Here is a 20,395-nt window from a genome sequence, read left to right on the forward strand (position 1 = left end):
ATAGAGTTACGGCGGCCATAGCGACAGGGAAACACCCGGACCCATCCCGAACCCGGAAGTTAAGCCTGCCAGCGCCGATGGTACTGCAACCGAGAGGCTGTGGGAGAGTAGGACGCCGCCGGACATATATTCGCCAATGGGCTATCAGGTTTCTGATAGCCCATTGTGCGTTTTTGGGCCTTGCCGTTGCTGCGCCACTTTCCGTCCACAGGGCATCGGGCGGCCCGGCATTCTCCACAGCCCCGTCATCGCCGGCGGTCCAGTGTCGGCAGTCCTTCGTTTGCTGGTCGGCACAAGGAGGTGCCGAATGAGCACGAAGAAGCAGGAGCCGGTAGCGGTCAACGTCAACGAGGTCCGGCTCGTCGGGACGGTGTCGGGCGATCCCGAGTCCCGGGTGCTGCCGAGCGGCGACGAGCTGTTGGTCGTCCGGGTGGTGGTGCCGCGGCTGCCGGTGCGGGCGCGGTCCGACGGGCGTCGGCCCCCGAGCGTCGACGTCATCGACTGCTGCGCGTGGGACGCACGGCCGCGACGGACGCTCGGCGGCTGGGAGCCGGGCGACGAGGTGGAGGTGACCGGCGCCCTGCGCCGCCGTTTCTACCGCACCGGGGGAGTCGCGGCGTCGCGGGTCGAGGTCGAGGTCAGCTCGGCGCGTCGGCTTCGTCGCGCAGCGAGCGGATGAGGACGCCGAGGCTCGGCTTGGGCTGGAACGATGTGGCCTTCTCCGGGAGCAGTCGGTCGTCCTCGGCGATGCGTTGGACGAGGTCCACCGACGGAGCCGGCATCAGGACGGCGACGGTCGAACGAGGATCGGCGCTCGCGAGGGCGTCGTCGACGGTGTGGTGATAGCCGATGCCCGTGGGTCCGTGCGGCAGCGCGGGGACCAGCTGACCGTGGAGCACCTCGACGGCGGCGCGGTCGGTCGGCACCGCCAGGTCGACGACCACCCATTCCTTGCCGTCGGTGGCGGCAAGGGTGCTGGGTCCGAGTGCGGCCACGGCTTCCGATTGCGAGCGGTCCGTGCAGGTCATCCCGAGGCTCGCTGCCGCGTTGCGCAGGTCGTCGAGGGAGGTGCCGGCCAGGCTGCGGTGGATGGGCCCGAGGAAGAGCGGAGTCGTCGACTGGTCCACGAGCATGGCCAGGCCGAGGTCGCTGGGACCGCCCGGATCTCGCTGCTGCAGGCGCAGGTACGCGGCGTACCGGTGATGGCCGTCGGCGATGAGCGCTCGGCTGTCGCGGAGCTCTTCGGCGATGTCGGCGAGCAGCGCGGCGTCGCGGATCGCCCAGATCCGGTGCTGCTGCTCGGAGCGGTCGGTGAACTCGTGGCTGATGGTCGTCCCGAGCACCCCGGCCATGAGCTCGCCGAGCCGCGGCGTGCCGTGGTGGACGAGCAGGATCGGGGCCGGGTTGAGGCCCATCTCCGCCATCCGGTCGGCGAGGTCGTCGGCCTGCGCGGGGTGGATGCCCTCGTGCGGCAGCACGGCCCGGTCCTCGGGCCGGGTGGCCCGCCGTGAGACGTCCAGGGCACCGACGAGTCCGCGGATGGTCATGCCGCCGGCGGTGTACTCGTGGAGGTAGAGCGCGGGCGCAGCGTCGCGGCGGACGAGCCCGCGGGACTGCCAGCGCAGCAACCGGGCGGCGACACCCCGGTAGGGGCGCGCGAACGCGCGGCCGGTGGATGGATCTCCGACCCGGTGCGGGGCGAGCATCAGCCCGGGGAACGGCAGGAGCCTCAGCGGGCCGGCGACGTACGGCGGCGTCACCACCTGTCCTGAGTCCATCAGGGCATCGTACGGAGCGATGGTGGGTGGACCTGAGAGGCTGACCCCGTGTTGGCCGCATCGACCGATCCACTCACCGTCGCCTACGACCTCGCCATGCTTGACCTCGACGGCGTCGTCTACGTGGGCAGTGACGCGGTCCCGGGGGCTGCAGAGCACCTCCGTGCGACGAGCGCGGCCGGGATGCGGATCGCCTTCATCACCAACAACGCGGCGCGGCCGCCCGAGACAGTCGCTGCGCACCTCACCGACCTGGGTGTCGCCGCTGAGGCGACCGATGTCGTCACGTCGGCACAGGCCGCGGCGGGCCTGGTGCGCGACCGGTTTGGCGCCGGCGCCCGGGTGGTGCGACTCGGCGGCCCCGGCCTCGAGGCCGCCCTTCGTGAGGTCGGCCTGGTCCCGGTCGAGGCCGACGACGATGCGGACGCCGTGGTCAGCGGCTACGGCCCCGAGGTGCTGTGGCGCGACATCATGCGGGTCGCGGTCCGGGTGCGCGAAGGTCTGCCGTGGCTGGCGACCAATGCGGATCTCACGATCCCGACGGCCTTCGGGGTGGCTCCGGGTCACGGGGTGCTGGTGGAGACGCTCGCGAGGTTCACCGGCGTGACTCCGGTCGTCGCCGGCAAGCCCGAGCGGCCGCTGCTCGACGAGACGGTGCGACGGGTAGGCGGGCGCCGACCGCTGATGGTGGGCGACCGGCTCGACACGGACATCGAGGGGGCGCACCGTGCGGAGGTCGACTCGCTGCTGGTGCTGACCGGGGTCACGGGCCTCGCGGAGCTGGTCGCCGCCCGGCCCGAGCACCGGCCGACGTACCTCTCCGTCGATCTCGGCGGGCTCCTCGTGCCCCATCCGGAGCCGGTCTCCGACGGTGCGGGCTGGACCGTGGCCGGCTGGCATGCTGACGTACGGGACGGTCGGCTGACCGTGTCCGGAGCCGGCGGGGTGGACGACTGGTGGCGCTCGGTGGCGGTGGCGGCATGGGCGCATCTGGACGCCACCGGGACGGTGGCCGACATCACCGCGCTCGGGATCCCTGATGCGGCCGGGGTCGGACGGTAGCTTCGCTCCCATGACCGAGGAACCTGTGGTCGCGGGAGGCGCCCCGGCGCCGACCGGCATCGCCGCCATCGACACCGTGCTCGACCTCGTCGCCGGGCTGGACGCCCGGCCGCTCGAGGAGCATGCGGCCGCCTTCGAGACCGCTCACTCCCAGCTCCGCCGTGCGCTCGACGATCCCGACCTCGGGGCCGACGACGCCGAACCGGCTCAGTCCGTCTGACGGTGCCACCGCGCCGTCTGCGGCTCGACGCGGAGCTCGTCCGCCGCGGGCTCGCACCCTCGCGTGAGCGGGCCGCGCAGCTGATCGCGGACGGACGGGTGAGGGTGTCCGGCGCTACCGCATCCAAGGCGGCGACCGGCGTGACGACCGACGTGGCGATCGTGGTGACCGAGAGCGAGCACGGCCCCGACTACGTGTCGCGCGGCGCTCACAAGCTCGTCGGGGCGCTGGCCGCCTTCGGTCCGCAGGGTCTCGAGGTCGCCGGGCGTCGTTGCCTCGATGCCGGCGCATCGACGGGTGGCTTCACCGACGTGTTGCTGCGTGCCGGTGCGGCCGAGGTCGTAGCCGTCGACGTCGGCTATGGCCAGCTCGACTGGTCGCTCCAGCGGGATCCCCGGGTCGTCGTGCACGACCGGCAGAACGTCCGCGCCCTGACGACCGACATCATCGACGGACCGGTCGACCTCGTCGTCGGCGACCTCTCGTTCATCTCGCTCGCGCTGGTGCTCGACGCCCTGCTGGGCGTGACCCGGCCCGACGGTGACCTCGCACTGATGGTCAAGCCCCAGTTCGAGGTCGGAAAGGACCGCGTCGGCAAGGGCGGCGTGGTGCGGGACCCGGCGCTGCGGGCCGAGGCGGTGCTCGGCGTCGCGTCCGCCGCCGCCGAGCGCGGCTGGGGCGTGCAGGGGGTGACGGTGAGCCCGCTTCCGGGACCGTCCGGCAACGTGGAGTTCTTCCTGTGGCTGCGGCACGGCCCGGCGACGGTCGATGTGGACGAGATCACGGCGGTCGTGCACCGCGGCACCGGCTCCGGGACGCCGTGACGGCGGGATAGGACAGACTGAGCCCGTGACCACGTACGCCTCCGAGACTCCCCGCCGGGTGCTCGTGCTTGCGCACACCCGGCGCACCGACGCCCGCGACGTCGCGCGCTCGTTCGTCAAGGAGCTGAGCGCCCACGGGATCGTGGTCCGGCTGCTGCGCTCGGAGGCGGCGGATCTCGACGTCGACCCGGCCGCGTACGACCCGGCCGTCGAGCTCACCGACTCCGAGACCGATGCCAGCCGAGGCTGCGAGCTCACGGTCGTCATCGGTGGTGACGGCAGCATCCTGCGCGCGGCCGAGGTCACCCACAAGCGGCTGACCCCGGTGCTCGGCGTCAACCTCGGCCACGTCGGCTTCCTCGCGGAGGCCGAGCACGAGGACGTCGCGGCGACCATCGAGGCGATCGTGGCGCAGCGCTACACGACAGAGGACCGGCTGACCCTCGACGTCCGGGCGTTCCACGACGGTGAGCTGGTGTACTCGACCTTCGCGGTCAACGAGGCGAGCGTCGAGAAGGCCGCCCGCGAGCGGATGCTCGAGGTCGTCGTCGAGATCGACGACCGGCCGTTGTCGCGCTGGGGCTGCGACGGCGTCGTCTGCGCCACGCCGACCGGCTCGACTGCCTACAACTTCAGCGCCGGCGGCCCGATCGTCTGGCCGCAGGTCGAGGCGCTCTGCATCGTCCCCCTGAGCGCGCACGCCCTCTTCGCGCGGCCGATGGTGGTCGCGCCCTCCTCGGTCATCGCCATCGAGGTGCTCGCAGGCAACCAGGGCGCGGGCGTGCTCTGGTGCGACGGTCGGCGCAGCGTCGACCTCCCGCCCGGCGCCCGGATCGAGGTCAGCCGAGGGCTGCGCCCGGTCCGCCTGGTCCGCCTGCACCAGGCCCCGTTCACCGACCGGCTGGTGGCCAAGTTCGGGCTGTCGGTCGCGGGCTGGCGGGGCAGTGCCGAGAAGCGGCGCGAGCATCGCACGGGCGAGGGCGAGCCCGACTGATGATCGAAGAGCTGCGGATCACCTCGCTCGGCGTCATCGACTCCTCGACCTTGGAGCTGGGCCCCGGGTTCACGGTCGTCACCGGTGAGACCGGCGCCGGCAAGACGATGGTCGTGACGGCGCTCGGCCTGCTCCTCGGCGGCCGCGCCGACAGCGGCGCAGTCCGGGTCGGCGCCCGGCAGGCCCGGGTCGAGGGCGTGGTCCGCACCGACGGGGTCGACGGTCTCGCTGCCGCTGTCGAGGAGGCCGGCGGCGAGGTTGAGGACGATCTGGTCGTGCTCGCCCGCAACGTCAGTGCCGAGGGCCGGTCGAGGGCGTACGTCGGCGGCGCCGGCGTACCGGTCGCGACCCTCGCGGAAGTCGCCGAGCCTCTCGTTGCCGTCCACGGGCAGTCCGATCAGCACCGACTCCTCAAGGCCACCACCCAGCGCGCCGCCCTCGATGTCTTCGCGGGCGCGGCGGTCGCCGGGCCGCTCCAGCGGTACGGCGAGCTCCACGAACGCCTGGTCGCGACCGAGCGCGAGCTCGTCGAGGTCGTGGCGACCGCCCGGGAACGGGCCCGTGAGGCAGACCTGCTCCGGTTCGGCGTCGACGAGATCGCCGCCGTCGCGCCGCAGCCGGGTGAGGACCTGGAGCTGGCGGCCGAGGAGGCCCGGCTCGGCCATGCCGACACGCTGCGCACGGCCGCCGAGCAGGCGCGCGAGGCTCTCTCCAGCGACCAGGGCTCACCCGACGCGCTCGCCGCTGCTGCTGCGGCCCGTGGTCAGCTCGACAGCGTTCGCGACCACGACCCCGACGCCGGCGAGCTCGCCGACCGGGTCGCCGAGGTGACCTACCTGCTGTCCGACCTGGCCGCGGACGTCGCGTCGTACGCCTCGGGCATCGACACCGACCCGGCTCGGCTCGCCGGCGTCTCCGAGCGGCGAGCGGCCCTGGTCGCGCTGACCCGCAAGTACGGCGACAGCGTCGACGCGGTGCTCGCGTGGGCGGAGCAGGCCTCGAAGCGGCTGCTCGACCTGGACGCCACCGACGAGACGATCGACCGGCTCACCGCCGAGCGGACCGCGCTGCGCGCGGAGCTCGCCGAGGTGGCCGCGATGCTCTCCGGCGCGCGTCACGAGGCTGCGGAGCGGCTGGCTGCGGCGGTGTCCGACGAGCTGACCCTGCTCGCGATGCCGGACGCGACCATGACGATCAGCGTCCGCACCCGGGAGGTCGAGCCGCCCGGCGACCCGGCACACCCGCCGGCCGACGCGCTGCTGGTCGGCGACCGCTGGCTCAGGTTCCACAGCCACGGGACCGACGAGGTCGAGCTCCTGCTGGCAGCCAACACCGGCTCGGAGGCGCGGCCCCTGTACAAGGGTGCGTCCGGCGGCGAGCTCTCACGGGTGATGCTCGCGGTCGAGGTCTGCCTCGCCGACACCCACCCGGTGCCGACGTTCGTGTTCGACGAGGTCGACGCCGGCGTCGGGGGAGCGGCTGCCGTCGAGATCGGCCGCCGGCTCGCCGCGCTCGCCCAGCACGCCCAGGTGCTCGTCGTGACCCACCTCCCGCAGGTGGCCGCGTTCGCCGACCGGCACGTCGTCGTCGAGAAGTCGTCCGACGGCACCGTCACCAGCTCCGGCCTGACCACCCTCGACGACACCGGCCGGGAGCAGGAGCTCTCCCGGATGCTCGCCGGGATGGCCGGATCCGACTCCGCACTCGCCCATGCCAGGGAGCTGCTCCAGATGGCCCGTTCCGACTGATAGGCTCGAACCCCGTGAAGATGGCGCCACCGAGTGGAACGACGAAGCACCTGTTCGTGACCGGAGGCGTCGCCTCCTCGCTCGGGAAGGGACTCACGGCCTCGAGCCTCGGTCGGCTGCTGCGCAGCCGCGGGTTGCGGGTGACGATGCAGAAGCTGGATCCCTACCTCAACGTGGATCCCGGCACCATGAACCCGTTCCAGCACGGCGAGGTGTTCGTCACCAACGACGGCGCCGAGACCGACCTCGACGTCGGCCACTACGAGCGGTTCCTCGACACCGACCTCGACCAGGTCGCGAACGTGACGACCGGCCAGGTCTACTCCCGGGTGATCGCCAAGGAGCGCAAGGGCGAGTACCTCGGCGACACCGTCCAGGTGATCCCGCACATCACCAACGAGATCAAGGACCGGATCCTCGCGATGGGTCGCGGCGAGACCGCGGTCGACATCGTCATCACCGAGATCGGCGGCACGGTCGGCGACATCGAGTCGCTGCCGTTCCTCGAGGCCGCGCGTCAGGTGCGCCACGACATCGGTCGCGACAACTGCTTCTTCCTCCACGTCTCGCTGGTTCCTTACATCGGCCCGTCCGGTGAGCTGAAGACCAAGCCCACCCAGCACTCGGTCGCGGCGCTGCGCCAGGTCGGCATCCAGCCCGACGCGGTCGTCTGCCGCGCCGACCGCGACCTGCCCGACTCGATCAAGCGCAAGATCTCGCTCATGTGCGACGTCGACGAGGAGGCCGTGGTCACCGCGGCCGACGCCCCGTCGATCTACGACATCCCCAAGGTGCTGCACAGCGAGGGGCTCGACGCGTACGTCGTACGGCGCCTCAACCTGCCGTTCCGCGACGTCGACTGGACCGACTGGGACGACCTGCTCCGCCGGGTGCACCACCCCAAGGAGGAGGTCGCTGTCGCCCTGGTCGGCAAGTACGTCGACCTCCACGACGCCTACCTGTCCGTCGCGGAGGCGCTCCGTGCCGGTGGGTTCGCGCACGAGACCAAGATCGACCTGCGCTGGATCCCGTCCGACGAGTGCGAGACGCCGGCCGGTGCCGCCAAGCACCTGCAGGACGTCGACGCGGTCTGCGTCCCTGGCGGATTCGGCGTGCGGGGCCTCGAGGGCAAGCTCGGCGCGCTCACCTACGCGCGGACGCACGGCATCCCGACGCTCGGCCTGTGCCTCGGCCTGCAGTGCATGGTGATCGAGTACAGCCGCAACGTGCTGGGCCTGGAGAAGGCCGACTCCACGGAGTTCGACGCCGACACCCCGGAGCCGGTGATCGCCACCATGGAGGAGCAGAAGGAGATCGTCCACGGCGAGGGTGACCTCGGCGGCACCATGCGGCTGGGCCTCTACCCGGCCAAGCTCGGAGCCGGCTCGATCGTCGCCGAGGCCTACGGCGCCCGGGAGATCGAGGAGCGCCACCGCCACCGCTACGAGGTCAACAACGCCTACCGCGACCGCCTCGAGGAGGCCGGCATGGTCTTCTCGGGGATCAACCCCGACCTCGACCTGGTCGAGTTCGTCGAGCTGCCGCGCGACGTCCACCCCTACTACGTCGCCACCCAGGCGCACCCGGAGCTGCGGTCGCGCCCGACCCGGCCGCACCCGCTGTTCGCCGGTCTCATCGGCGCGGCCCTGGCCCGTCAGCGCGAGCTGCGGATCCCGCTCGACGAGTCCCACCTGCACGGCGAGCCAGTGGAGTGACCGGGGCGCGTGAGCTCGCCGACTCACCTGGTGCGTGGCCGGTCGTCGACTCGACCGACCTGCATCGCGACCGCTGGGTCGTCGCCCTTCGCCGGGACCGGATCCACCCGCCTCGCCAGGATCAGGGCCCGGAGGTCGGCGAGCCGTTCGGGCGGTTGGTGGTCGAGCACCCCGGCGCCGCGATGGCGCTGGCGATCGACGAGCGCGACGGCGTCGAGCAGGTCTGCCTGATCCGGCAGTACCGGCACCCGGGTGGCGGCACCTTCGTCGAGCTCCCGGCCGGCATCTGCGACGTCCCGGGCGAGGACCCCGTCGAAACCGCCAAGCGCGAGCTGCGTGAGGAGGTCTCGCTCGAGGCGGCGGAGTGGCAGCACCTGATCACGACGTACCCCTCCGCCGGCATCAGCAGCGAGGTGCACCACTTCTACCTCGCGCGCGGGCTGCGGGAGGTGGAGACCGACTACGTCGCCGAGCACGAGGAGGCCCACCTCGAGGTGTTCTGGGCGCCGTTCGACGAGCTGCTCGCCGCCGTGCTCGACGGCCGGATCACCGAGGGACCCACGGCCATCGCGACGCTTGCGTACGCCGTTATACAGTCGCGCTCGTGAGAGTCGGCGTCCCCAAGGAAGTCAAGAACCACGAGTACCGGGTCGCGATCACGCCGATCGGCGTGAACGAGCTGGTCGCCCACGGCCACGAGGTCTTCATCGAGACCGACGCGGGCCTCGGCTCCGGTATCCCGAACGAGGAGTACGTCGCCGCCGGGGCGACGATGCTCCCGACGGCCGACGAGGTCTGGGGCACCGCGGAGATGGTGCTCAAGGTCAAGGAGCCGATCGCGGAGGAGTACCACCGGATGCGGCCGGGGCTGGTGCTCTTCACCTACCTCCACCTGGCTGCCGACAAGCCGCTCACGGACGAGCTGATCGAGCGTGAGGTCACCGGCATCGCGTACGAGACGGTCCAGCTGCCCTCGGGTGCGCTGCCGCTGCTCTACCCGATGTCGGAGGTCGCGGGCTGCCTCGCACCCCAGGTCGGCGCGCACTCCCTGCTCAAGGCCCAGGGCGGCCGCGGGGTGCTCCTCGGCGGCGTCGGCGGGGTCGCCAACGCCAAGGTCGTCGTGATCGGTGCCGGTGTCGCCGGCCAGAACGCCGCCAACATCGCCCTCGGCATGGGCGCCGACGTCACCCTGCTCGACACCGACCTGGACAAGCTGCGGATGTCGTTCTGGCGCTACAACAACCGCGTCCACGGCCTCGCGTCCTCCAAGCTCGCCATCGAGCAGCAGGTCACCGAGGCCGACCTGGTCATCGGCGCCGTCCTGATCCCCGGCGCCGCCGCCCCCAAGCTGGTCTCCAACGACCTGGTCGCGCAGATGAAGCCCGGCTCGGTGCTGGTCGACATCGCCGTCGACCAGGGCGGCTGCTTCGAGGACACCCGCCCCACCACGCACGCGGACCCGACGTACCCGGTCCACAACTCGATCTTCTACTGCGTGGCCAACATGCCCGGCGCCGTCCCGAACACCTCCACCTACGCGCTCACCAACGCGACCCTGCCCTACGCCGTGGCCCTGGCCGACAAGGGCTGGCAGCGCGCCTGCCGCGACGACCAGTCCCTCGCCCTCGGGCTCAACACCCACGCCGGCAACCTCACCAACCAGCCGGTCGCCGACGCCGTCGGCATCGAGGCGATCGCCCTCGCCGAGGCGCTGGCCTGACTGTGGCGCCGGGACCGATCGATCGCGCGGTCAGGACCTACCTCGACCACCTGAGCATCGAGAAGGGCCTGGCCGCGAACACGCTGTCGTCGTACCGCCGCGACCTGCGTCGCTATCGCGAGTACCTCGACGAGCAGTCGGTCGCCACCCTCGACGCGGTCACCGAGGCGACGGTCACCGGCTTCCTGATGCGGCTCCGTGAGGGCGACCAGGTCCACCCGCCCCTCAGCGCGTCGTCGGCGGCCCGGACGGTGGTCGCCGTGCGCGGGTTCCACAAGTTCGCCGTCGCCGACGGGCTCGCGGTCAACGACCCGGCCGCCGCCGTGAAGCCGCCCAGCCCGGCCAAGCGGCTGCCGAAGGCGCTGCCGCTCTCCGACGTCGAGGCGATCCTGGAGGCGGCGGGCGCACCCGGCACGCCGCTCGCGCTCCGCGACCGTGCGTTGCTCGAGGTGCTCTACGGCACCGGGGCGCGGATCAGCGAGGCGGTCGGCCTGGATGTCGACGACCTCGAGACCGAGACCGGCACCGAGGCCACGGTGCTGCTGCGCGGCAAGGGCGGCAAGGAGCGGATCGTGCCGGTCGGCTCCTACGCGCAGGAGGCGGTGTCGGCGTACCTCGTCCGCGGCCGCCCGGCGTTGGTCTCGACGAGCTCGACCGGCAAGGGGGGCTCGGCAGGCTCGACCACCAGGGCGGGTGCGCTCTTCCTCAACGCCCGCGGTGGACGGCTCTCCCGCCAGTCGGCCTGGGCGGTGCTGGTGAAGGCAGCGGAGCGCGCCGGAGTCACCAAGGACGTCTCGCCCCACACGCTGCGGCACTCCTTCGCCACCCACCTGCTCGACGGTGGGGCCGACGTACGGGTCGTGCAGGAGCTGCTCGGGCATGCCTCCGTCACGACCACCCAGGTCTACACGCTGGTCACGGTCGACAACCTGCGTGAGGTCTTCGCGACCGCGCACCCCCGGGCCCGCAATGGGTGACGGGAGCGACGCCGCGTACGACCGGGTGCTCGCGTACGCCGAGGAGCGTGGCCTCGAGCTCTATCCCCACCAGGAGGAGGCCGTCCTCGAGCTCCTCGCCGGCAACAACGTCGTCCTCGCCACCCCGACCGGGTCCGGCAAGTCGCTGGTGGCGGTCGCCGCGCACATGGCGGCACTCGCCGACGACCGTGTGTCGTTCTACACCGCGCCGATCAAGGCCCTGGTCAGCGAGAAGTTCTTCGACCTGTGCGAGGTCTTCGGCGCCGAGGACGTCGGCATGCTCACCGGCGACGTCGCGGTCAACCCGGACGCCCCGATCATCTGCTGCACAGCCGAGGTGCTCGCCAACATCGCGCTGCGCGAGGGTGACCGGGCCGACGTGGGCCTGGTCGTGATGGACGAGTTCCACTTCTACGGCGAGCCCGGGCGCGGGTGGGCGTGGCAGGTGCCGTTGATCGAGCTGCCGCAGTCCCAGCACCTGCTGATGTCGGCGACGCTCGGCGACGTCACCGAGCTAGCCGCCGACGTGACCCGGCGCAACGGGCGGGACACGGCAGTCGTCGACGACGCCGTACGGCCGGTTCCGCTGACGTTCTCGTGGTCGCTGACGCCCCTGGAGGAGACGCTCCAGGAGCTGGTGACCACCGGCCAGGGTCCGGTCTACGTCGTCCACTTCACCCAGGCGGCCGCCGTGGAGCAGGCCTCCGGACTGCTCGGGAAGTCGCTCTTCGGCGCCCGACGCGAGGCCAAGGACGCGATCGCCGAGCGACTGGCGGACGTGCGGTTCGCCTCCGGCTTCGGCAAGACGCTGTCGAAGCTGCTCCGCCGGGGGATCGGGGTGCACCACGCGGGGATGCTGCCGCGCTACCGGCGACTGGTGGAGCAGCTCGCGCAGGCAGGGCTGCTCACCGTCATCTGCGGCACCGACACCCTCGGCGTCGGGATCAACGTGCCGATCCGGACCGTGCTCTTCAGTGGCCTGGCGAAGTACGACGGCCAGCGCCAGCGGGTGCTGAAGTCCCGCGAGTTCCTCCAGATCGCCGGGCGGGCCGGGCGGGCCGGCTTCGACACCCAGGGCTACGTCGTGGTGCAGGCGCCCGAGCACGTGATCGACAACGAGAAGGCCAAGGCGAAGGTGGCTGCCAAGAACGCCGCGATGAGCGACGAGAAGCGCGCCAAGCGCGGCTCCAAGGCGCAGCTGAAGAAGCCGCCGCCGGGCACCATCGTGTGGACCGAGCAGACCTTCGACAAGCTGGTGGAGGGCCGGCCGGAGCCGCTCAAGTCCCAGATGAAGGTCGACAACGCGATGCTGGTCAACGTCGTCTCCCGCGAGGAGGACGCGTTCCCAGTGATGCGGCGGCTGACGACCGACAACCACGAGGACCGCCGCAGCCAGCTCCGCCTCGCCAAGCGGGCGATCCGGCTCACCAAGAGCCTGCTCGGCTCCGACGTACTGACCCGGCTCGACGAGGTCGACGGCTTCGGGCGACGCTACGTGCTGACCGAGGCGCTGCCGGCGGACTTCGCGCTCAACCAGCCTCTGTCGCACTTCGCGCTCGCCGTGCTCGACGTCCTGGACCCGGAGTCCGAGAGCTTCACCTTGGACATGGTGTCGGTGGTCGAGGCGGTCCTCGAGGCACCGCGTCCGCTGCTGATGGCGCAGCAGCACGCCGCTCGCGGCGAGGCGATCGCGGCGCTCAAGGCCGAGGGCGTCGAGTACGACGAGCGGATGACCCTGATCGAGGGCGTCACCTGGCCCCAGCCGCTCGCCGACCTGCTCGAGCCGCTCTACGAGACCTACCGCGAGCGGCACCCGTGGCTCTCGCCCGAAGCGCTCGCACCCAAGTCGGTCGTGCGCGAGATGTGGGAGCAGGGGATGGGGTTCACCGACCTGGTCTCGCGCTACCAGGTGGCCCGCTCCGAGGGGCTGGTGCTGCGCTACCTCACCGACGCCTACCGGGCGCTCCGCCAGACCGTGCCGGCCGCCCTGCGGACCGAGGAGCTCGACCTGATCGCCGACTGGCTGGGGGAGACCGTCCGCCAGGTCGACTCGTCGCTGCTCGACGAGTGGGAGGCGCTGAACGACCCGGACCACGCCGCCCGCGAGGTGCTCGAGCACGCCCCGCCGCCACCGCCACGACCGCTGACCCAGCAGGGCCGGGTGTTCGACGTGATGGTGCGCAACGCGATGTGGCGCCGGGTCGACCTGGTCGCCCGCGACGACCTCGACGGGCTGGAGGCGTTGGAGGCCGGGCTGTCGGACATCGAGGTCACCCGCGAGGACTGGGACCGGGCCATCGAGGCGTACTACGACGAGCACGACCGGGTCCTCACCGACGGCGACGCCCGCGGACCGGACCTGCTCGCGGTCGACCGCACCGGCGCCGCGTGGCGGGTCGTCCAGACCATCCACGACCCCGCCGGCCACCACGACTGGGTGATCGAGGCCGAGGTCGACCTGGCTGCGTCGGACGAGGCCGGCGAGGCCGTCGTACGGACGCTGGCGATGTGCCGGCTGGGCGACTGACCCCTCCGCCCTCCGACTACGCGTCGGCCGCCATCCCGCCCATCCCGCGGCCCGACGGTTGCGCGTCGGCGCGGACGCGGACAGGGACGCCTCGTCCCTAGCGTCGTCCTCACATCGCCGATGGAGGAGCCAGGATGAAGTACTCGCACGCAGGAGGGGCAGCCGCAGTCGCCTTGGTCGTCGCCTCGATGGGCGCCGTGGCGCCGGCACCGGCGTCGGCGTACGGACCGCCGCCGTGCTCGGTCCAGATCCCGACACTGACGGGCACTGCTGGCGCCGACACGCTGACCGGGACCGCCGGCCGGGACGTGATCTTCGGGTTCGGCGGCAACGACTTCATCACCGGGCTCGGCGGGGACGACCTGCTGTGTGGCGGCGAGGGCGACGACGTCATCGATGACGGGGACGGCAACGACGCGGCGTACGGCGAGGCCGGGGCGGACCTGCTGATCCAGGGCAACCAGACGGACCCGCGGTACGTCGGCAACGGGGCGGACATCATCGACGGTGGTAGTGACGCGGACACCGTGAGCTACGGAGCGCGGCAAGACGGAGTCGTGGTAACCCTGTGGAACGCCACGAACGATGACGGGCTCGAAGCAGACCGCGCCCTGGGTACGCCGAGTGAGAGTGACACCGTGCTTCGGGTCGAGCATGTCGACGGGGGAGCCGGGAATGACCAGATCGAGGGCACTGACGGGCCGAACATGTTGTTCGGGGGAGGCGGTTCCGACACGTTCGTGGACGGGGGCGGCGCCGACACCGTGTGGGGCGGCGACGGCGACGACTGGGTCCACCAAGGGGTCACCCCGGATGCCGGTGACCGACTGTACGGCGACGCCGGGGACGACGGCGTGGCCTACACGCTTCGGACCACGGCCCTCCGGGTCACGATCGACGCCCGCGCGGACGACGGAGCGGTCGGTGAAGGCGACGCGGTCCTCACGGAGAGCGTGCTGACGGGATCGGGTAACGACGTCGTGAAGGGCAACGCGGAGGACAACTGGATCGTCACGGGACCCGGCGACGACAAGGTGTACGACGGCCTCGGCAGCGACAACGTAGACACCCGTGCCGGCGCGGACGTCCTGTACCAGGGGGCGGTGGCAGACCCGGACGACCTTTACTACGCGGGCAGTGGCCGTGACACGATCAGCTACGCCGCCCGGACGTCGGACGTCACGGTCTTGCTCCACGGACGGGGGAGTGGTGCGACCGGCGAGACTGACCTCATGTCCGAGGTCGAGAACGCGTTCGGCGGCACTGGCAACGACGTCTTCACCGGCGGTCGGGCACCCACCAGGTTGACCGGTGGTCCCGGCCAGGACACCTACAACGGAACGTCCGGCAACGACACCTTCGTCGAGGACCCGACCGACCTGGCTGCCGACATCTTCCACGGCCTCGGTGGCACGGACCTGGTCACCTACGCCCAGCGCAGTGTCGCGCTGGACGTCTCGCTCGACGGGGTCGCGAACGACGGAGCGTCGGGGGAGTGCGACAACGTCGGCACCGATGTCGAGTACGTCGTCGGCGGCCCGGCCGGCGACCGGCTGACCGGATCGGGCCTGGCCGACCGGCTCGACGGCGGCCCCGGCAACGACATCCTGACCGGTGGCAACGGAGCCGACCGGTTCTACGGCAGGGACGGCATGGACACGATCCGTGCCCGCGACGGAGAGCGCGACGTGGTCCTGGACCTCGGTCCGGGCAGCGACCCCGCGCCCCAACGCGACGCGTTCGATCCCGACCCGCTCAATTTTCCCTAGGACCCGTCACCCGGCGTGGCGTCGCAATGTCGCTGTGTCGACATTGTTGACTGGAGTCTCGATCAGTTCAGGGCGGTGGGGAAGCCGCCCGTGACGCCCCCGAGGTGACGGTTCGATGATGGGTGGGTTCTCCACAGGTTCCAGCGCTCCCGACATGCCGCCTCGGGCCAGAGTCCCCGAGAGGAACGACGTGTCCGACCTGCTTCCCTTCGCACCACCGACGCCTGCTGCGCCACCGGCCGAGGAGGCGGCCCCCGAGGCCGCAGCACCGGCTGCACCCGTGGCCTCCGACCTGCCGCTCGGCCCCACCGGCCGCCCGATGCCGGTCCTGCCCGACCCCAAGCCGGTCACCGAGCACGGCCCGGCCCGCGTCATCTCGATGTGCAACCAGAAGGGTGGGGTCGGCAAGACCACCACCACGATCAACCTCGGCGCCGCCCTGGCGGAGTACGGCCGCCGGGTGCTGCTGGTCGACTTCGACCCGCAGGGGTCGCTGTCGGTGGGGCTCGGCCTCAACCCGCACGAGATGGAGAAGACGGTCTACAACCTCCTCATGGACCGCACCACGCGGCTCGAGGACGTCGTGGTGCCGTCGGGGGTGCCGGGGATGCACCTGCTGCCCTCCAACATCGACCTGTCCGCGGCCGAGGTCCAGCTCGTGCACGAGGTGGCCCGCGAGCAGACGCTGCAGCGCGTGCTCGCGCCGGCGATCGCGGCGTACGACGTCATCCTCATCGACTGCCAGCCGTCGCTGGGCCTGCTCACGGTCAACGCGCTGACGGCCTCCGACGGCGTGATCGTCCCGCTCGAGTGCGAGTATTTCGCCCTCCGCGGCGTCGCGCTGCTCAAGAACACGATCGACAAGGTCCAGGAGCGCCTCAACCCCCGGCTCGAGATCGACGGCGTGCTCGGCACCATGTTCGACGGCCGCACCCTGCACGGGCGCGAGGTGCTCGAGCGGCTCGTCCAGGCCTGGGGCGACCACGTCTTCCACACGGTGATCCGTCGGACCGTGAAGTTCAGCGACTCCACCGTCGCCGGCGAGCCGATCACCTCGTACGCCTCCGACTCGGGCGGCGCCGAGGCCTATCGCCAGCTGGCGAAGGAGGTGGCGCTGCGGTGTCTCGACGTGTGAGCCTGCCGACTGCCGACGACCTCTTCCGCCCGACCTCCGACCCCGCCGCCGACGCGCCGGCGGCGAGGAAGGGACGCGTCCGCGCCGTACCGGACGCGCCCGCTGAAGGCGGCGCCGCGGAGCCGGCCGCCGAGAAGCGGCCGTCCGGCCGGATCCGGCACGACGAGAAGATGACGGTCTACGTCACCTCCGAGGAGCTGGTGGAGATCGAGCAGGTCCGGCTGGCGCTCCGCGGCGGGCACGGGCTCGCCGTCGACCGCGGCCGGCTGGTGCGCGAGGCAGTGAGCCTGGTGCTGGCCGACTTCGAGGCTCACGGGGAGGACTCCGCGCTGGTCAGGCGACTGCGTGAGTCATGATTCGTCGGTGACGACTGCCGATCGAAGTCCGTTCGAGGTGCGCCTCGACAACTTCGAGGGCCCGTTCGACCTGTTGCTCAGCCTGATCTCGAAGCACAAGCTCGACGTCACCGAGATCGCTCTCTCCCAGGTCACCGACGAGTTCATCGCCCACACGAAGAGGCTGACGGCCGACGGCAACGTCGATCTGGAGGAGACGACGTCCTTCCTGCTCGTCGCCGCGACCCTGCTGGACCTCAAGGCCGCCCGGCTGCTGCCCCAGGGTGATGTCGAGGACGAGGAGGACCTCGCCCTGCTCGAGGCGCGTGACCTGCTGTTCGCGCGGCTGCTGCAGTACAAGGCCTACAAGCAGATCGCCGGCGTGCTCGACGTACGGCTCGCAGCCGAGTCGCGCCGCTACCCGCGTGCGGTCGGGCTGGAGGACCGGTTCGCCAGTCTGCTTCCCGAGGTGCTGATCGGCATCGGTCTCGAGCAGTTCGCGGGCCTCGCCGCCAGGGCGCTCGAGCCCAAGCCGGACGCCGAGATCACCCTCCACCACATCCACGCACCGGCCGTCAGCGTCCGAGAGCAGGCGGGGATCGTGATGGACCGGCTGCAGCGCTCCGGGACGATGACGTTCCGGGCCCTCTGTGGGGACTCGCCCGACACTCTCACCACGGTGGCGCGCTTCCTGTCGCTGCTCGAGCTGTTCCGCGAGGGCGTGGTTGCCTTCGAGCAGGCGACCGCGCTCGGCGAGCTGAGCGTGCGGTGGACCGGCACCGACCACGACATCGACGTCGACGCCGTGATCACCGACGAGTTCGACGGCGCACCCCCGCCCGACCACCCGCCCGACGACGGGCCCGACGACCAGCCCCATGACCAGCCCGAGGAGAAGACAGATGACGACTGACGACGTCCTCGCCGTACCCGTGGCCGAGCTGCGCCCCGCCCTCGAGGCGGTGCTCATGGTCGCCGACCAGCCGCTCGACCAGGTCGCCCTCGCGACCGCGGTGGGCTATCCCGAGGGAGAGGTCGCCGAGGCGCTCGCTGCGCTCGCAGGGGAGTACGACGAGCAGGGCCGCGGGTTCGAGCTGCGCAACGTCGCGGGTGGCTGGCGGTACTACACCCGCGACGAGTTCGCCTCCGTCGTGGAGGCGTTCGTGCTCGACGGCCAGCAGGCGCGGCTGACCCAGGCCGCCCTGGAGACGCTCGCGGTGGTCGCCTACCAGCAGCCGGTGTCGCGGGCCCGGGTGTCGGCGATCCGCGGTGTCAACGTCGACGGCGTGATGCGGACCCTCGTCAACCGCGGCCTGGTCGAGGAGGCCGGGCACGACGGCGAGCACGGCGCCACCCTCTACCGCACCACGACGTACTTCCTCGAGCGGATCGGTGTCGTCTCCCTCGACGAGCTCCCCGAGCTGGCGCCCTACCTGCCCGAGATGTCGGACATGGAGGACGAGCTCGCGTCCCAGGCTGCCGGACCGGACGCCGTGACGGCGGAGCCCGAGGTGGGGCCCGAGGTGGAGCCGGTGGATCCGGTCGAGGATCCCGAAGGGGAGTCGTGACCCGCGAGATCGAGACCGACGACGAGGGCCTGGTCCGGCTGCAGAAGCTCCTGGCCCAGTCGGGCGTCGCATCCCGCCGGAAGTGCGAGGAGCTGATGCTCGACGGGGAGGTCGAGGTCGACGGCGAGATCGTCACCCGGCTCGGGACCAAGGTCGACCCACGCACGGCGGTCATCAAGGTCTCCGGACAGCGGCTGCCGCCGATCAGCGACCACGTCTACCTGGTGCTCAACAAGCCGCGCGGCGTGGTCTCGACGATGGCCGACCCCGGAGGTCGGCGCACGATCAGCGACGTGGTCGCCGACCGCCTCGCCGAGGACCCGGCGCTGCGGCTGTTCCACGTCGGCCGCCTCGACACCGACACGTCGGGCCTGCTCCTGCTCACGAACGACGGCGACTTCGCGCACCGGATGGCGCACCCGTCGTACGAGGTCGAGAAGACGTACGTCGCCGAGGTGGACGGTCGGCTGGCCCGCGGCACCATCGCGGACCTGCTGGCCGGGGTCGAGCTGGACGACGGGCCGGTACGGGTACGACGGGCCCGGGTGATCGACGCCGCCGCGAACAAGTCGATCGTGGAGCTGGTCATCCACGAGGGTCGCAACCGGATCGTGCGCCGGCTTCTCGACCACGTGGGCCACCCGGTGAAGCTCTTGACCCGCACCCGGTTCGGGCCGGTCGAGCTCGGCACGCTCCCCGCGGGCGAGACGCGTGAGCTCACGAACGACGAGCTCGGTCAGCTCCTGGAGTCCGTCGGGCTCTAGCGGCGGGCCGCGCCGGGCTACCGTGGGGGAGTGATCCCGGTTCCTCCGGTGCCTCACGGGCTCCGGCCGTACGTCGTCGCGAGGATCCCCTACGACGTCGAGTTCGGTGCGCCCGGCGTGCACCGCGGCCTACCGGGGACCTCGCTCACGTTCGTGCTGCCGCTCGACGAACCCCTCCGCGTCTCCTGGGACGGCAAGGCGGACTCCCTCCACTCCGCGTGGTCGTCCCTCTCGGGCCTGCATCCCGCGCCGGCCGCCGTCCACCACGACGGCAGCCAGCGCGGCGTCCAGCTCGCCCTCACCATCGCCGGAGCCCGAGCCATCCTCGGCCTTCCTGCCGCCGCGCTCGCCGGCACTCTCACCGACGTCGACGAGGCCGTGGTGCCGCGGCCGCTGCGCGAGCTCCCCGGTCGGCTCCACGACGCGGCCACCTGGCCGCAGCGGATCTCCGTCGTCGACCGCACGCTCGCGTCCCTCGTCGCCCACTCGGACGGCACCGGCCCCCAGGTGGAGGTGGGTCACGCGCTGGCGCGGCTGACCCGAGGGGTCCGGGTGACCGAGGTCGCCGAGGAGGTCGGGTACAGCCGCCGGCGGCTGTCGACCCTGGTCCGGGACGAGTGTGGCGTCACCCCGAAGGAGTTCCAGCGCGTGGCACGGTTCGAGCTGGCCCGCGGCCTGCTCGGCCGGGTCCCTCTCGCCGAGGTGGCGGCCCGCTGCGGCTACAGCGACCAGGCGCACCTCAGTCGGGAGTGGTCGGCGCTCGCCGGCTGCTCGCCGACCACCTGGCTCCGCGAGGAGTTCCCGTTCGTTCAAGACGGCGGGCCCGGTGGGGACGCAGGCTGGGACCATGACTGAGACGAGAGAGACTTCGACCACGGCGGCCGGCGTGCGCCTCTGGGCGGCCATGGCCTTCGACGACGTCGACCGGATGGTCGAGTGGCTGCGGGTGATCGGGTTCCGCGAGCACGCGACCTACCGCGACGAGGAGGGCCGGGTGGCCCACGCCGAGTGGGTGTGGCCCGGTGGCGGCGGCATCATGTTCGGCGCCCGGCGCGACGACAGCCCGCTGCACGAACCCGGGAAGTCCGGCCTCTACCTGGTCGCCGACGACCCGGACAGGGTCTTCGACGCCGCCGTCGCGGCAGGTGCGACCGTGCAGCGGCCGATGGTCGACCAGGAGTACGGCGGCCGCAGTGGCAGCGTGCTCGACCCGGAGGGGAACCACTGGTCCTTCGGGTCCTACCAGCCGTCGTGAGAGG

Annotated in this window: 20 protein-coding genes and 1 rRNA gene; 20 read left to right on the plus strand and 1 reads right to left on the minus strand. The window is 71.7% G+C overall.

The features are described from left to right. The first annotated feature begins 7 nt into the window (after nucleotides 1-7). Both rrf and D0Z08_RS30435 read left to right on the plus strand, forming a co-directional pair. Nucleotides 8-124 (plus strand): 5S ribosomal RNA (rrf, locus tag D0Z08_RS30430). Nucleotides 125-307: 183 nt separating this feature from the next. Next, on the plus strand, nucleotides 308-679 hold the full coding sequence (locus D0Z08_RS30435; RefSeq protein WP_118929042.1) for a single-stranded DNA-binding protein: 372 nt from the start codon (nucleotides 308-310) through the stop codon (nucleotides 677-679). Here D0Z08_RS30435 and D0Z08_RS30440 read toward each other — a convergent pair. After that, nucleotides 639-1,778, minus strand: coding sequence for a DUF1015 family protein (locus D0Z08_RS30440; RefSeq protein ID WP_118929043.1), 1,140 nt, complete (start codon nucleotides 1,776-1,778; stop codon nucleotides 639-641). The two genes, D0Z08_RS30435 and D0Z08_RS30440, sit on opposite strands and share 41 nt — an antisense overlap. A gap of 48 nt (nucleotides 1,779-1,826) precedes the next feature. Here D0Z08_RS30440 and D0Z08_RS30445 point away from each other — a divergent pair, with 48 nt between their 5' ends. The 18 genes from D0Z08_RS30445 to D0Z08_RS30530 all read left to right on the plus strand — a co-directional run bounded on the left by D0Z08_RS30445 (nucleotide 1,827) and on the right by D0Z08_RS30530 (nucleotide 20,391). Then, complete coding sequence (locus D0Z08_RS30445) at nucleotides 1,827-2,840, plus strand: HAD-IIA family hydrolase (RefSeq protein ID WP_245994661.1); 1,014 nt, start codon at nucleotides 1,827-1,829, stop codon at nucleotides 2,838-2,840. Nucleotides 2,841-2,850: 10 nt separating this feature from the next. Continuing rightward, on the plus strand, nucleotides 2,851-3,060 hold the full coding sequence (locus D0Z08_RS30450) for a hypothetical protein (RefSeq protein ID WP_118929044.1): 210 nt from the start codon (nucleotides 2,851-2,853) through the stop codon (nucleotides 3,058-3,060). Between the two features lie 2 nt (nucleotides 3,061-3,062). Beyond that, entirely contained in the window at nucleotides 3,063-3,884 is an 822-nt protein-coding gene (locus D0Z08_RS30455) for a TlyA family RNA methyltransferase (protein ID WP_118929045.1), read from the plus strand. Nucleotides 3,885-3,909: 25 nt separating this feature from the next. After that, nucleotides 3,910-4,878 (plus strand): NAD kinase, encoded by a 969-nt coding sequence (locus tag D0Z08_RS30460; RefSeq protein WP_245994662.1) that lies wholly within the window; start codon nucleotides 3,910-3,912, stop codon nucleotides 4,876-4,878. Continuing rightward, nucleotides 4,878-6,626 carry a DNA repair protein RecN gene (recN, locus tag D0Z08_RS30465; RefSeq protein WP_118929047.1) on the plus strand — a complete coding sequence of 583 codons (1,749 nt, stop codon included), beginning with the start codon at nucleotides 4,878-4,880 and terminating at the stop codon, nucleotides 6,624-6,626. The genes D0Z08_RS30460 and recN overlap by 1 nt, the downstream gene beginning before the upstream one ends. Nucleotides 6,627-6,646: 20 nt before the next feature. Beyond that, nucleotides 6,647-8,341 carry a CTP synthase gene (locus D0Z08_RS30470; RefSeq protein ID WP_118929076.1) on the plus strand — a complete coding sequence of 565 codons (1,695 nt, stop codon included), beginning with the start codon at nucleotides 6,647-6,649 and terminating at the stop codon, nucleotides 8,339-8,341. Further along, the gene (locus D0Z08_RS30475) at nucleotides 8,338-8,949 is read left to right on the plus strand and encodes an NUDIX domain-containing protein (protein ID WP_118929048.1); all 612 of its coding nucleotides are present in this window, start codon (nucleotides 8,338-8,340) and stop codon (nucleotides 8,947-8,949) included. Before D0Z08_RS30470 ends, D0Z08_RS30475 begins: the two co-directional genes overlap by 4 nt. Further along, on the plus strand, nucleotides 8,946-10,061 hold the full coding sequence (ald, locus tag D0Z08_RS30480) for an alanine dehydrogenase (RefSeq protein ID WP_118929049.1): 1,116 nt from the start codon (nucleotides 8,946-8,948) through the stop codon (nucleotides 10,059-10,061). Before D0Z08_RS30475 ends, ald begins: the two co-directional genes overlap by 4 nt. Next, nucleotides 10,058-11,038: a site-specific tyrosine recombinase XerD gene (gene xerD, locus D0Z08_RS30485; RefSeq protein WP_118929050.1), complete on the plus strand. Its 981-nt coding sequence runs from the start codon at nucleotides 10,058-10,060 to the stop codon at nucleotides 11,036-11,038. The genes ald and xerD overlap by 4 nt, the downstream gene beginning before the upstream one ends. Next, the gene (locus D0Z08_RS30490; RefSeq protein WP_118929051.1) at nucleotides 11,031-13,565 is read left to right on the plus strand and encodes a DEAD/DEAH box helicase; all 2,535 of its coding nucleotides are present in this window, start codon (nucleotides 11,031-11,033) and stop codon (nucleotides 13,563-13,565) included. Before xerD ends, D0Z08_RS30490 begins: the two co-directional genes overlap by 8 nt. 134 nt (nucleotides 13,566-13,699) lie before the next feature. Then, complete coding sequence (locus D0Z08_RS30495; RefSeq protein ID WP_118929052.1) at nucleotides 13,700-15,334, plus strand: calcium-binding protein; 1,635 nt, start codon at nucleotides 13,700-13,702, stop codon at nucleotides 15,332-15,334. A 115-nt stretch (nucleotides 15,335-15,449) separates the two neighbouring features. Continuing rightward, nucleotides 15,450-16,469 carry a ParA family protein gene (locus D0Z08_RS30500; RefSeq protein ID WP_425454081.1) on the plus strand — a complete coding sequence of 340 codons (1,020 nt, stop codon included), beginning with the start codon at nucleotides 15,450-15,452 and terminating at the stop codon, nucleotides 16,467-16,469. After that, nucleotides 16,454-16,825 (plus strand): hypothetical protein, encoded by a 372-nt coding sequence (locus D0Z08_RS30505; RefSeq protein WP_118929054.1) that lies wholly within the window; start codon nucleotides 16,454-16,456, stop codon nucleotides 16,823-16,825. The genes D0Z08_RS30500 and D0Z08_RS30505 overlap by 16 nt, the downstream gene beginning before the upstream one ends. A gap of 7 nt (nucleotides 16,826-16,832) precedes the next feature. After that, entirely contained in the window at nucleotides 16,833-17,717 is an 885-nt protein-coding gene (locus D0Z08_RS30510; RefSeq protein ID WP_245994664.1) for a segregation and condensation protein A, read from the plus strand. Beyond that, nucleotides 17,707-18,372: an SMC-Scp complex subunit ScpB gene (gene scpB, locus D0Z08_RS30515; RefSeq protein ID WP_118929056.1), complete on the plus strand. Its 666-nt coding sequence runs from the start codon at nucleotides 17,707-17,709 to the stop codon at nucleotides 18,370-18,372. Before D0Z08_RS30510 ends, scpB begins: the two co-directional genes overlap by 11 nt. Beyond that, the gene (locus tag D0Z08_RS30520; protein WP_118929057.1) at nucleotides 18,369-19,136 is read left to right on the plus strand and encodes a pseudouridine synthase; all 768 of its coding nucleotides are present in this window, start codon (nucleotides 18,369-18,371) and stop codon (nucleotides 19,134-19,136) included. Before scpB ends, D0Z08_RS30520 begins: the two co-directional genes overlap by 4 nt. A 30-nt stretch (nucleotides 19,137-19,166) precedes the next feature. Continuing rightward, a complete protein-coding gene (locus D0Z08_RS30525) occupies nucleotides 19,167-19,991 on the plus strand; it encodes a helix-turn-helix domain-containing protein (protein WP_245994665.1) in 825 nt (274 codons plus the stop codon). After that, the gene (locus D0Z08_RS30530) at nucleotides 19,984-20,391 is read left to right on the plus strand and encodes a VOC family protein (protein ID WP_118929058.1); all 408 of its coding nucleotides are present in this window, start codon (nucleotides 19,984-19,986) and stop codon (nucleotides 20,389-20,391) included. The genes D0Z08_RS30525 and D0Z08_RS30530 overlap by 8 nt, the downstream gene beginning before the upstream one ends. Nucleotides 20,392-20,395 lie beyond the last annotated feature (4 nt).

This window comes from Nocardioides immobilis, assembly GCF_003515065.1.
Taxonomy (GTDB): Bacteria; Actinomycetota; Actinomycetes; order Propionibacteriales; family Nocardioidaceae; genus Nocardioides; species Nocardioides immobilis.